Below are 12,354 nucleotides of genomic sequence, written 5' to 3' on the forward strand. Positions count from 1 at the left end.
CTCTCAGAATGCGCGCAGCCAGTTGCCGAGGTGCTGCGCAGTGATGTTGCGGCCGGGTTCCTCGCCTTCGGCCAGCGCGGCGCCGTGATGGTTGCCGCGCACCGTGTGCATGACTTTGGCGGCGCTCGGAACCTGCTTGTAGATTTCCTCGATGTCCGAGGGGAAGGCTGCCTGGTCTCCGCTGTAGTAAATCAGCAGGAAGGGCTGGGTGATCGAGGCGCCGCACTTTTCCAGCGAGGCGTTGGAGGACAGGCCGGACCAGGTGGACAGCCAGGATTCCGGCGTGACCACGCGGGCAAAGCCCACGCTGCCCAGGTTGGAAACGAAGGGATCGCGCCCCCACAGGCCGCCGGCCGGGCGGTCGTTCGGATCGAGGCTGGGGTCCCAGGTGCGCAGGTCGGCATCGGTGCGCCAGACGTTGAAGATGGGCGCGTAGGAGGCCAGCTTCTTCAGCTCCAGGCTCTTCTCCTCCGCCAGCTTCTTTTCGCGCCGATCTTCACCTTCAGCAGCTGCTTCGCCTTCTGGTCCAGGCGTTCGACGCGGGCCACCTGGGCGGCGCGATAGCGGTCGATGAATTCCGGCGTGTACTTGGCCTTGCCCGTCATTGGGTTGAAGCCATTGGCGGGCGAGAACGGGTCCAGCGACGGGTCCACGTTCAGCGGGTCGTTTTCATCGGTGACCGAGCCGTCGATGCTGGCCATCAGCAGCTTGCCCTGGCCGCCGTGCGGTGCGACGAAGATCATGCCGTCCGCCACCGGCATGTCCAGCTCCGCCAACTTGGTTGGGCGGCCGCCCGGCGTGCGCTCGATGCGCTGCTCCGGCGCCAGCCTGGACTGCTGGTTGTACAGCGCATACAGCGGCGCGCCGCCGGAATTGCCCAGCAGGGCGATCTTCCTGAAGCCCAGCTTGCGCAGGTGGACCATGCCGGCGGCCACGTCGAACAGCGCGATCTCATGCTCCAGGCGCAGATCATTGCCGATGGAGCGTGGCGCCTGCACCCAGCATGCGCAGCCGGCATCGAGGATGGCCGGCACCAGGTAGTGCGACAGTTGGAACTCGCGCGGGTGCATCACCGATACCACGGTGCTTTCCTCGCCGGTCACCGTGAACAGGAAACCCATCGTCTTGCTGCCATCCGCAGTGCTCAGCGTGGCCGGCACCACCTTATGCGGGCGGTTCATCAGGCTGGGGTCCCAGCCCGCGCCGCGCAGGCCGGCGGTCGCTTCGTTTTCGCTCATTTCTGTCTCCTTGCTTGGATTAATTGATGCGTCGTCAATTAGTGTAGGACGCGGTTTTGGGGAAGTCAATTAAATTTGATGGCCCATCAATTAAATTGTGGAACGGTTGCACGGGCGGCGGGAAGGCCGCAGAATAGGCGGGTTTCCAGATCCCGCAGAACAAGCACCATGAGCAAAGCCAGCCCGGCGAAAGAAACCGCCGTTGCGCGCCCCCGCGGGCGCCCGCCCAAAGCCGCTGCCGCTATCGGCAACGAGGCGGACCTGTCGCGCAGCGCCATCATCGACAAGGTGCTGGAGCTCACTAAAACCGAGCCGCTGCAGGACATTTCCATCACCCTCATCGCACGCGAGTTCGGCGTGGTACCGGGGCTGATCTACTACTACATCGGCAACCGCGACAAGCTGGTGTCCGGCGTGATGAACCATTTCTACGAGAGCCGGATGCGCCATATGCCGCCACTGAGCGGCGACTGGCGCGCGGACATCGAAGACCTGGCGCGCTCCAACCTGAAGCTCACCAGCAAATATCCCGGCGTGGCGCAATACATCGCTTCACGCGGGCCGTACCGACTGTTCCAGATGGTCGGCGAGGGTGAGACCGACTACGGCATGGTGTATTTCGACCATGTGTCGGCCCTTTTCCTGCAGGGCGGTTTTACGCCGCAGCAGGCTGCGCTGGCTTATCGCCTGGTGGCGCAGTTCGTGTCGTCCTGCAGCCCGGCCCGGCCGGGATTGGCCGGCAGCCCGACGCAGGATGAGATCAAGGCGCGGTTTGAGGAGCTGGATGAGGAACGCTATCCTTCGGCCAAGTCCGTCGGCGTGCCGTTTGCTTCGCTTAAGACGAAGGATATGTTCGAAGCCGGCCTGCAGCTGCTGCTGGACGGGTTCGAAGCCTGGCTCTGAGCACACACGGCGGATCAAAACGATCCGCCCTACGCGCCGGTGGTGTGCCTGCGTCCGGTAATTGACCGCCCAACACAGCGTAGGGCGGATCATTGATCCGCCGTGCATGCCGGCCAGCGACGCCATAATTCACCGCTCCGCCAGATACGCATTAACCGCCCTCACCTCCCCCTCCCCAAGCCCACCCGCCGCCGCCGATAAACGCAAGCTGCCCATCAACCAGCTCACGCGCGCCTTCGACAAGTCATACATCGCCGAATAAACACTCTGCTGCGCATTGAGCACATCCAGCGTGGTGCGCATGCCCACTTCGCGCCCCAACTCCGCCGCCTCCTGCGCCGTGCGCGCGGCCTTGACCGACTGCTCCAGCGCCAGCACCTGGGCCGCGCCGTCGCTGACGGCCAGCCAGGCGTCGCGCACCTGCAGGCGCACATCGCGCCGCGCCGCATCCACATTGAACTGGGCCTCGCGCAGCCTGGCCGCCGCCTCGCGCTGCTGGGAGTCCAACGCCCCGCCCTGGTACAGGGGAATATTCAGCTGCAGTCCGATCGTATTGCTGCGCGTGCGTTCCGGCGACACCAGCGGCGACACATCGCCGGTCGTACGTACCTCCCCGTGTGAAGCCACGAGGTCCAGCGTAGGACGACTGATGCGCTTGTGACGTTCTGTTTCGGCGCGAGCTGATTCCAGCTGTCGCAGGCGGGTTTGCAGCTGCGGGTTATTGTCCTGCGCCTTTTGCTCCCAGGCCGCCAGCGGGGTGCTGCTGGCCTGCGGCGCAAAGCCCTCGCGCATCACGGCCAGCCCGCCTGCCTCCATGCCGGTCTGCTCGAAGAACTGCACGCGGCGCAATTCCAGCTCGCTGCCGGCCGCAATGCGCAGCGACTGCACGGACTCGCGGCGCGCCTCGGCATCGCGCAGGTCGATGATGCGGGCGCGGCCCGCGTCGAAACGAGCCTTGGCGTCGGCCGCCTGTTCGCCCGTGGCCGCCAGCTGGGCATCCAGCAGGCGCACACGTTCCTCGGCCAGCAGCACATTGAAGTATGCCTGGGCCACGCGCTGGATCTGGTCCTGGCGAGCGCTGTCGTAGCTCAGTTCAGCAATGGCCGACTGGCTGTGCATCTGCTTGCGCGCGGCGCGGTAGTCGGCGCGGTAGATCGGCTGCACCAGTGTCAAGCTGGCCTCGCGCCGCGTGCCCTTGCTTTCCGTCGGCAGCAGGTTGGACAGCTGCGGCGGCCCGAAAGCGCCGCTGTTCGTGTCCAGATGCGTCACGGCCGCAGTGAGATTGACGCGCGGCTTGAACAGCGCATCGCCCTGCACTTTCTTCTCGGCGCCCGCCTCGCGCGCGGCGCCGGCCGCCATCAGGCTGGGGTCCATGTCCAGCGCATGCTGCCAGGCCCCCATCAGGTCCATGGCATTGACGGACAGCGGCAACGCCCCGGCCAGCGCAGCGGCGACGCACGCGCCTGCGAACAATGTCGTTTTCATACGGCCTCCGGTTTCTTCACGCGATATGCTGCGGCGTACAGGGCCGGCAGGAACAGCAGGGTAAGCAGGGTCGCCACGATCAGGCCGCCCATGATGGCCCAGGCCATCGGGCCCCAGAAGGTGGAGCGGGTCAACGGGATCATGCCCAGCACCGCCGCCAGCGCGGTCAGCACGATGGGACGGAAGCGGCGCACGGCCGATTCCACGATGGCGTCGTAATACGAAGCACCGCGCGCCAAGTCCTGGTCGATCTGCACGACAAGGATCACGGAATTGCGGATGATCATGCCGAACAGCGCAATTACGCCCAGCGTGGCCACAAAACCGAAGGGAATGCGGAAGGTCGCCAGGATCAGGGACACACCGATCATGCCCAGCGGCGCGGTCACCAGCACCAGAACCATCTTCTTCATGTCCTGCAGCTGCATCATCAGCAGGAGCAGCACGACCACCAGCATCATCGGCATTACGGCCTTGATCGAACCCTGCGACTTCGCGCTCGATTCCATCGTGCCGCCCACCTCGATACGGTAGCCGAACGGCAGGCCGGCCGCCAGTTCGTCGATCTTCGGCTGCAGCGCGGCCGCCACGTCCGGCGCCATCGCTCCCTCCACGTCGGCGCGCACGGTGATCGTGGGCACCCGGTTACGGCGCCACAGTACGCTCTCTTCGCTGCCGACGACCAGGCGCGCCACCTGCGACAGGGGCACGAACTTGCCATCGCGAACGTAGACCTTCACATCCTTCAGGTTGTTCAGGTCACCGCGCTCGACGGCCGTCAGCCGCGCCACCACGTCGATGCCCTTGTCATCCTCAATGTACTGGGTGATGGCCTGGCCCGTCATCGACGTTTGCAGAGCGCTGGCGATCTGGCGCGAAGTCACGCCCACGGCGCGCGCCGCATCCTGGTCGATTTCCACGCGCATGGTCTTCAGGCGCTCGCCGTAATCGCTGTTCACGCGGCGCACGTTCGGATTGGCGCGCATGATGGCGGCCAGTTTTTCCGACACCGCCGCCAGCTGGTTCATGTCCGGCCCCGAGATGCGGAACTGCAGCGGATAACCGACCGGCGGACCGTTCTCCAGCCGGTTTACGCGGCCGCGCACCAGCGGGAAATCCGTCTCGAACAGCTTCTGGATCTTCGCCAGCACGCGTTCGCGCGCTGCCTCGTCATGCGTGACGACCATCATTTCGGCCAGGTGCAGGTTGGGCATCTGCGCATCCAGCGGCAGGTAGAAGCGCGGGCTGCCGCCACCCACGTAGCCGGTCACTGAAACCACATCCTTGTCGCCGGACAGTTTGGCTTCCATTGCCTTGACCTGGCTTTCGGTGGCGCCATAGGTCGCCGCTTCCGGCAGCCACAGGTCCACCATCAGTTCCGGACGATTGGACGCCGGGAAGAATTCCTTCGGCACGAACTTGAACAGCGCCAGTGAGCCAAGGAACAGCGCGCAGGTGACGGCGATGACGATGCGGCGGTGCGCCAGGCAAGCCTGCACTAGCTTGCGGAAGGTCACGTAGAAACCGCGCTGATAGACGGCATCCTCGTCGTGATGCGCATGCCCCTCTTTCGGCGTGGGCAGCAGCACATAGCCCAGGCAGGGCGTAAACAGCACGGCCACGATCCAGGACAGCAGCAGCGCCAGCCCGACCACCTGGAAGATGGAGAAGGTGTACTCGCCGGCCGAGGACTTGGCAAAGCCCACCGGCAGGAAGCCCGCCGCCGTGATCAGGGTGCCAGTCAGCATGGGGAAGGCGGTCGCCGTGTAGGCATAGGTGGCGGCCGCGAACTTGTCCCAGCCCTGCTCCAGCTTGAGCATCATCATTTCCACGGCAATGATCGCGTCGTCCACCAGCAGGCCAAGTGCGATGATCAGCGCTCCCAGCGAGATGCGCTGCAGTTCGATATTCAGCGCATACATGGCCAGGAAGGTGATCGCCAGTACCAGCGGGATGGACAGGGCGACCACGATGCCGCTGCGCACACCCAGCGAGAAGAAGCTGACCGCCAGCACGATGATCACGGCCTCCATCAGGCTGTGCGTGAATTCGTGCACGGAGCGCTGCACCACTTCCGGCTGGTCCGACACCGAGTGCATCTGCACGCCAACCGGCAGGCCGGACTGGATGCGCTTGATCTGCGCGTTCAGCTGCTCGCCGAGGCGGATCACGTCCCCGCCCTTGCGCATCGAGATCGCCAGGCCGATCGCTTCCTGGCCGTTGAAGCGCATCTTGAAGGTGGCGGGATCGGTCACGCCGCGCTTAACCTCCGCGATGTCGCCGAGGCGGAAGCTGCGGTCGCCGGCGCGGATGCCCATCTCGCGGATGCTCTCCACCGACTTGAATTCGCCGGACACGCGCACATGCACCCGCTCGTCGCCCGTCTCCACCACGCCGGCCGGATCGATCACATTGGTCGCGCGCAGCGCATTGACGATGGCGTTCGGGTCCAGTCCCAGCGACGCCAGCTTGGCGTTGGAAGTCTCCACGTAGATCTTTTCATCCTGCGCGCCCACGTAATCGACCTTGTTCACATCCGGCAGGCGCAGGATTTCATTGCGCGCCGCATCGGCAAAATCCTTCAGCTGCGGATAGTTGTAGCCATCGCCCGTGATCGCATACAGATTGCCGAAGGTATCGCCGAATTCATCGTTGAAGAAGGGACCGCGGATGCCCGAGGGCAGCGTGGGCTTGATGTCGCCGATCTTCTTGCGCACCTGGTACCAGGCGTCGGCCACATCGGCCGGGCTGGTGTCCTCGCGCAGCATGATGGTGATCTGCGTGACGCCGGGACGGGAATAGCTGGTCGTGTAATCGATCTGCGCGACTTCCTGCAGTTTCTTTTCCAGCTTGTCCGTCACCTGGTCGGCCATTTGCTGCGCCGTTGCGCCAGGCAGCTTGGCCTGCACCACCATGGCGCGGAAAGTGAACTCGGGATCTTCCTTCTGGCCCAGCTTCTGGTAGGCGAAGATGCCGGACAGCGCCAGCAAGCCAATCAGGAAGATCATCATTTGCGGGTGCTTGAGCGCCCAGCCGGAGAGGTTCAGGTCTTTCATGGCGCGCTCCGTGCGGCAACGCGAACCTTCTGGTCCGCGTGCAGCATGTGCACGCCGGCCGTGACGACCTGCTCGCCGTCCTGCAGCCCGCCGCCGATGATGGCGATATTATCCAGCGCCGCCAGCAGCGTGACGGGACGCTGGCGCACGCGCTGGGATTTCGGGTCGATGACCCAGACGGTCGGCTTGCCGTGGTCGGTGATCGCCGTCAGCGGCAGGCGGATGGCGGTCTCGCCTTCCACATCGGCCAGGTTCAGGGTGGCCGTCATGCCCAGGCGCAGATTGTCGTCCGGCTCGAGGATGGTGGCGCGGGCGATATAGGTGCGTGTCACGCTGTCCGTATCGGGCGCCAGTTCGCGCAGGCGGGCGGCGTAGACCCAGTCCGGCCGCATCCACGTCGTGACCTGCATGGCGCGGCCCGGCTTCAGTTCGGCCACACGGGACTCGGGCACGCTCACGACAATTTCCCGTTCGCCGGCAACGGCGATCGTCAGCACGGCCTGGCTGGCACCCACGGTCTGCCCTGCTTCGGCATAAATGGCGGTGACCACGCCGGCGCGGTCGGCGCGCAGTTCCGTATAGCCGCGCTGGTTTGCGGCCAGCTGGCGTTGCGCGGACGCGGAGCGCATCTGCGCTTTCGACTGGCGCACCAGCATGCGGTTCTGATCGAGTTCGGCCTGCGAGATGAACTGCTTGCGGAACAGCTCTTCGGCGCGCGCCAGGTCGGCATCGTCCTTGGCCAGGCGGCTCTCGGCGGAATCGGCCTGTGCGCTGTAGGCCGCGAGGTTGAGGGATGCGTCCTGCGGATCGAGGCGCATCAGCACCTGGCCCGGCGCCACCTTGTCACCCACGTCCACCATGCGCTCGGTGATCTTGCCGCCGACGCGGAAGCCGGCCTTGTGCTCATGCCGCGCGCGCACTTCGCCTGAGTAGGCGGCGCCCACGGTGCCCTTGCTGTGAGTGACGACAGTGCTCCATACCGGCCGCACATCTTCGTACTGCTCCTGTTCGCGGTGGTGGCAAGCGCTCAGGAGGACTGCGGTTGCCAATGCCGCTGCGATGCTGGTCTTCATTGCGTATCTCCGTTCGGTTCGCAGCCCGTGCGGATTGACGGGCTGCGAGAGGGATACTAATGAAGGGGATGCATCGCTTTCTTGTACCAACCCGACATTGGCGCTTGTCGAATTTTCACAATGGACTGGTAATTACGAGCTGGCGATCGGCGCCGGAGTAGCGCAGCAGGCGCGCTTCGTCTTCCTGCTCCGTGTCGCCGTACATGGCGCGCACGCAGGCGGTCGGCGTCATGTTCGAGAGTTCGGCGAACTCGCGCACCATCTGCGCCTGGTCGTAATAGCCTGCTTCGTGCGCCACAGCCGTCAGTTGCCCGCGGCGCGGCGTGCTGCGCAACATTGTCGCCATGGCCAGCATATGCCGCATCAGGCGGCGCGTATCGCGCAGCGGCACGCCATAGGACGAGAGGAAGCGGCGTTCGAACTGCCGCAAGGACAAGTTTGCATATTCGGCCAGCGCTTCGGCCGGCTCATTCAGCGCATGCACAGGCAGGCACAAGGGCGCCACACGGTTCTGGCTCTCGGCCTGCATGCGCTCCAGCAGCCAGTCGCCGAACGCAGTAATCCAGTCCAGCGGACCGTCGCCCCGCGCGAATGGCATCGCTCAGCTGGTGCACGCTGCCGGGGGCCGTGATGAACTCCAGAGGCACGATGCGGTTGGCCAGTTCATTGGCCGGCACATCGAACAGGCGGCCCACGCGGCCAACGCGCATCACCGCCACAATCAGGCTGGTTCCCGGCAGCCATTCAAGCCGCACCGGGCGCTGGTTCGGCCCGCGCATGAAGCCTTCGGTGACCAGCAATCCGTCCGGACCGCCAAGCCGCACGCCGCCCTGCACGATCACGCACATTGAAGGAAAAGCCATCGCGGGGATCAGCACCGGGCCGCCTGCGCACAGCTCAACATGCATATAGCGCAGCAGCGACATCAGGCGCAGCGGCGCCTTGAACAGGCGGCGCAGCGGCTCGCCGCAGGGTGCGCTCAGGCGGAAGACTTGATCGAAATCGGCATCCATGTCCTTCTCCGGGGACTTTTCAATGATGCGCTTCCCCGGCCATGCTGGCAATGGCTCAATGCAAGGCGTGCCAGAACATATAGATGGAAAGGCAATACAGAACGAAGGCGAAGACGCGCCGCAGCGATTGCACCGGCATGCGATGCGCGGTGCGTGCGCCCAGCGGCGCCAGCATCACGCTGGCCGCCACGATGACCAGCAGCGCCGGCGCGTAGATGAAACCCAGCGACAGCGGCGGCAGCTTCGGTTCGCCCCAGCCGAACCAGATATTCGACAGCGTACCGGCCAGCGCAATCGGAAAGCCCAGCGCCGCGCTGGTGGCCACGGCCTGATGGATGCGCACATTACACCAGGTCATGAAGGGCACGGAGATAAAACCGCCGCCCGCGCCGACCAGTCCTGCCACGATGCCGATCACGCCGCCCGCCGCGAACATGCCCGCGCTGCCGGGCAGCTCGCGCGTGGCGGAAGGCTTCATGGCCACCAGCATCTGCGTGGCCGACACCGCCACGAAGGCCGAGAACAGCAGCGACAGCACGGTCGTATTCAGCTGCTTGCCGATCCACGGTCCGATCCACGATCCGATCAGGATGCCCGGCGCCAGCAGCGCCACGATGCGCCACTGCACGGCGCCGAGACGATGGTGGGCGCGCACCGAAGAGAGCGAGGTAAACAGAATGGTGGCGAGCGAGGTCGCAATCGCCATATGCACCACCAGCTCGGGCGCAAATCCCTTGGCGGTAAAGATCATCGTGATGAAGGGCACCAGCACCATGCCGCCGCCGATGCCCAGCAGGCCCGCGGCAAAGCCGCCGCCCGCGCCCATCGCGAGCAGGATCAGGACCAGCTCCCAGTCCATCACTTCAACAGCGTCATGAGCTTTTTCCACTGGCCCGCGGTGACGGGCGTGATGGAGAGGCGGCTGCCCTTCTGCAGCACCACCATGTCTTCCAGGTCCGGAATGCTGCGCAGTTCGGCCAGCGACAGCAGGCGCGTTTTGCGCACGCCCTTCACATCGACGGAAATCCAGCGCGGCGTTTCCCCGGTCGCCTTCGCGTCGTAGTAAGGGCTCTTCTTGTCGAACTGCGTCGCATCCGGATAAGGACCGCTGACCACTTCGGCAATGCCGGCAATGCCCGGTTCGGGACAGGAGGAGTGATAGAACAGCACGCCGTCGCCCACCTGCATCGCATCGCGCATGAAGTTGCGCGCCTGGTAGTTGCGCACGCCGAACCAGGGCACGGTCTTGTCCTGGGCAGCCATCACATCGTCGATGCTTACTTCATCGGGTTCGGACTTCATCAGCCAGTACTGCATGCGCTTCCTCCGGACGTAAAAAAACGGTTGGGCGTCTTCCGACGCACGCAACCGCTTCATATGGAATAAGGCCCCGCCTGTGCCGCTATGCCGGCATCCCGAACCTGATGGTTCAAGGTGGTTGCAGTTAGCTCAACTTCGGGTTCATCGAACAAGCGACGCTCACGCCCGTCGAACAAATTCCCACAACCTATGCATGTAAATGGTTCAAGGAATATATGGCAAATCGCGAACACTGCAGGGTGACACGAAGTTTACTCCTCCAAGCCTTTTCGCGAAAGGCTTTTCGGACAATAAATCAAAACAGATTTTCTTGCGGAGCGAGTGCATTGTCGAGCACCTTTTGCATCGCGCGCATCTTCTCCTGCACTTCGAGCATCGACATTTGCGACAGCGGACCCTGGCCTGTTTTCGCGCTGAGGAATTCGCCGGCCATGGCTAGCGCGGCCATCACCGCGATACGGTCATTGCCCTTCACCTTGCCTGCGTCGCGGATTGCGCTCATACGTTTATCGAGCAGCTTGGCCGCTTCGCGCAATGCACCTTCCTCGCCTTCCCTGCACGCCAGCTTGTAGGCCTGGCCCATGATGGACACATCGACATGGATCATTGCGCGTCCTCTTGTACGGGCGCCGGTGCGCCGGGGATTTTTTCGAGCAGTGCGGCGACACGTTCGTGCGCTTCACTGAGGCGGCGCTGGAAAGCCATGTTTTCCACCACCAGGGCGGAGTTCGCCTGACGCAGCTGGGCATTTTCCCGGCGCAGCGCCTGGGTCAATTCCGCCAACTGGTCGATTTTGTCGGAAAGATCTTGGAAGTCTGAAATCATCTTGCAACTATAGGGCCGCACGATAACGGGGTCAACCGCTTTGTAAGCGTTGCCCGGAGCCTCCGCGAGCCCGTCCGGTAAGATTTTCTCGCTTCGCCGTAGGTCCGCTCCTACAAGCTTTCTCATCCATTTCACGACTTATTGTTAAGTGACTGATTTTGCAAGTTTGTCAGGGTTGAAAATTTCATAAATTCAACCCCAATTTCCTGATGGAGAGTTGTAAGTACTTGTTAATAAACAGAAATTAAGAAATCTGTGTTTGATACCTTGTCGGCTCCTTTAGCGGTCCCAACCGTAGAATCTTACTTAGGAGTACGGCATGACTAAACTGAAACATATTGCAGCAGTCCTGGCGCTGACCGGCGCCACCATGGCGGCCCATGCGGCCGACATCAGTGTAGCCCCAGGTCCGATCGATCTGGAAGAAGGCGTTGGCCTGGCCAGCCGACTGATCACCGGCAACAATTCCGGCAATACCTTCGCCGACCAGTACACATTCAACCTGTCCGGCGTATCGAACGTGCTGGCCGACGTGTATTCCTTCAGCGGCAACGCCAAGAACGGCCTGGACATCACCGGCTTCTCGCTGTTCAACGCAGCCGGCAACCTGATCAGCGCAGGTTCCCAGCTGTCCAGCGGCAAGACCGACCAGTGGGTGCTGGACCTGGGCACCCTGGCGGCCGACAACTACTACCTGCAGGTGAGCGGCACCGTGCTGTCGCAGGCTGCCGGCAGCTATACCACCAACCTGGCCATCTCGGCTGTTCCTGAGCCTGCCACCTACGGCATGCTGCTGGGCGGCCTGGCCCTGGTGGGCGCAGTAGCAGCGCGCCGCCGCAAGCAACAGTAAACCCAAGGCATAAACCTGGTGTCTGCCACGAGTGGCAGACACCTGCTTCACGCCCCTGGTTTTCCCCGCCTCCCCGAGGCAAGGACGCCGTCCCGCCGGCAAACTCGCAGGGCCCGCTGAGGAGCGTGGCCGGCGTCCTATCTGCACATCTTGCGACTCCGCAAACAAATTCTCTTGAAAAGCCAATAGGCCGTCCATATAATTGTTGGCACTCGTTAGCCGAGAGTGCTAACAGCCGCAGTACTTGCACAACTAGCAACAATCAACTGAATAAAGGAGTTTTGTATGAACCTTCGCCCATTGCACGATCGCGTAATCGTCAAACGTCTGGACCAGGAAACCAAAACTGCGTCCGGTCTGATCATCCCTGATGCTGCCGCCGAAAAACCGGACCAGGGTGAAGTGCTGGCTGTGGGCAACGGCAAAGTGGCTGACAACGGCACCGTGCGTGCCCTGGAAGTGAAAGTCGGCGACCGCGTCCTGTTCGGCAAATATTCCGGCCAAGCTGTCAAAGTCGACGGCGAAGAACTGCTGGTGATGCGCGAAGAAGACATCATGGCCATCGTAAACAAGTAATCGGCCTTTTAATAC

14 protein-coding genes and 1 other RNA gene are annotated in these 12,354 nt (G+C 63.4%); 3 read left to right on the top strand and 12 right to left on the bottom strand.

The genetic code is table 11. The features are described from left to right. Window positions 1-3 precede the first annotated feature (3 nt). Together ACHMW6_RS28215 and ACHMW6_RS28220 are read right to left on the bottom strand one after the other, a co-directional pair. The gene (locus ACHMW6_RS28215; protein WP_395401913.1) at window positions 4-306 is read right to left on the bottom strand and encodes a hypothetical protein; all 303 of its coding nucleotides are present in this window, start codon (window positions 304-306) and stop codon (window positions 4-6) included. Window positions 307-449: 143 nt separating this feature from the next. Continuing rightward, a complete protein-coding gene (locus ACHMW6_RS28220; RefSeq protein WP_395401915.1) occupies window positions 450-1,238 on the bottom strand; it encodes a hypothetical protein in 789 nt (262 codons plus the stop codon). Window positions 1,239-1,406: 168 nt separating this feature from the next. Here ACHMW6_RS28220 and ACHMW6_RS28225 point away from each other — a divergent pair, with 168 nt between their 5' ends. After that, complete coding sequence (locus ACHMW6_RS28225; protein ID WP_395401917.1) at window positions 1,407-2,141, top strand: TetR/AcrR family transcriptional regulator; 735 nt, start codon at window positions 1,407-1,409, stop codon at window positions 2,139-2,141. A gap of 129 nt (window positions 2,142-2,270) precedes the next feature. On the opposite strand, the gene ACHMW6_RS28230 is transcribed toward ACHMW6_RS28225, so the two are convergent. The 10 genes from ACHMW6_RS28230 to ACHMW6_RS28275 all read right to left on the bottom strand — a co-directional run bounded on the left by ACHMW6_RS28230 (window position 2,271) and on the right by ACHMW6_RS28275 (window position 10,913). Next, window positions 2,271-3,626: a TolC family outer membrane protein gene (locus ACHMW6_RS28230; RefSeq protein ID WP_395401919.1), complete on the bottom strand. Its 1,356-nt coding sequence runs from the start codon at window positions 3,624-3,626 to the stop codon at window positions 2,271-2,273. Further along, window positions 3,623-6,682, bottom strand: coding sequence for an efflux RND transporter permease subunit (locus ACHMW6_RS28235; protein WP_395401921.1), 3,060 nt, complete (start codon window positions 6,680-6,682; stop codon window positions 3,623-3,625). The genes ACHMW6_RS28230 and ACHMW6_RS28235 overlap by 4 nt, the downstream gene beginning before the upstream one ends. After that, window positions 6,679-7,755: an efflux RND transporter periplasmic adaptor subunit gene (locus ACHMW6_RS28240; RefSeq protein ID WP_395401923.1), complete on the bottom strand. Its 1,077-nt coding sequence runs from the start codon at window positions 7,753-7,755 to the stop codon at window positions 6,679-6,681. Before ACHMW6_RS28240 ends, ACHMW6_RS28235 begins: the two co-directional genes overlap by 4 nt. A gap of 115 nt (window positions 7,756-7,870) precedes the next feature. Next, the gene (locus ACHMW6_RS28245) at window positions 7,871-8,284 is read right to left on the bottom strand and encodes a helix-turn-helix domain-containing protein (RefSeq protein WP_395401925.1); all 414 of its coding nucleotides are present in this window, start codon (window positions 8,282-8,284) and stop codon (window positions 7,871-7,873) included. Continuing rightward, entirely contained in the window at window positions 8,223-8,768 is a 546-nt protein-coding gene (locus ACHMW6_RS28250) for a hypothetical protein (protein WP_395401927.1), read from the bottom strand. Before ACHMW6_RS28250 ends, ACHMW6_RS28245 begins: the two co-directional genes overlap by 62 nt. A 55-nt stretch (window positions 8,769-8,823) precedes the next feature. Beyond that, window positions 8,824-9,627, bottom strand: coding sequence for a sulfite exporter TauE/SafE family protein (locus ACHMW6_RS28255; protein ID WP_395408732.1), 804 nt, complete (start codon window positions 9,625-9,627; stop codon window positions 8,824-8,826). Continuing rightward, a complete protein-coding gene (locus ACHMW6_RS28260) occupies window positions 9,627-10,085 on the bottom strand; it encodes an EVE domain-containing protein (protein WP_395401929.1) in 459 nt (152 codons plus the stop codon). Before ACHMW6_RS28260 ends, ACHMW6_RS28255 begins: the two co-directional genes overlap by 1 nt. A gap of 66 nt (window positions 10,086-10,151) precedes the next feature. Beyond that, a non-coding RNA gene (gene ssrS, locus ACHMW6_RS28265) (6S RNA) lies at window positions 10,152-10,332 on the bottom strand. Window positions 10,333-10,383: 51 nt separating this feature from the next. Beyond that, entirely contained in the window at window positions 10,384-10,695 is a 312-nt protein-coding gene (locus ACHMW6_RS28270) for a cell division protein ZapA (RefSeq protein WP_395401931.1), read from the bottom strand. Further along, window positions 10,692-10,913 carry a hypothetical protein gene (locus tag ACHMW6_RS28275; protein WP_395401933.1) on the bottom strand — a complete coding sequence of 74 codons (222 nt, stop codon included), beginning with the start codon at window positions 10,911-10,913 and terminating at the stop codon, window positions 10,692-10,694. Before ACHMW6_RS28275 ends, ACHMW6_RS28270 begins: the two co-directional genes overlap by 4 nt. Window positions 10,914-11,232: 319 nt before the next feature. Here ACHMW6_RS28275 and ACHMW6_RS28280 point away from each other — a divergent pair, with 319 nt between their 5' ends. Beyond that, on the top strand, window positions 11,233-11,763 hold the full coding sequence (locus ACHMW6_RS28280) for an FxDxF family PEP-CTERM protein (protein WP_395401935.1): 531 nt from the start codon (window positions 11,233-11,235) through the stop codon (window positions 11,761-11,763). Window positions 11,764-12,048: 285 nt separating this feature from the next. Then, a complete protein-coding gene (groES, locus tag ACHMW6_RS28285) occupies window positions 12,049-12,339 on the top strand; it encodes a co-chaperone GroES (protein ID WP_145874107.1) in 291 nt (96 codons plus the stop codon). Window positions 12,340-12,354: the final 15 nt, after the last annotated feature.

Origin of the sequence: Pseudoduganella sp. UC29_106 (assembly GCF_044055365.1) — a bacterium.
Classification (GTDB): domain Bacteria; phylum Pseudomonadota; class Gammaproteobacteria; order Burkholderiales; family Burkholderiaceae_D; genus Rugamonas.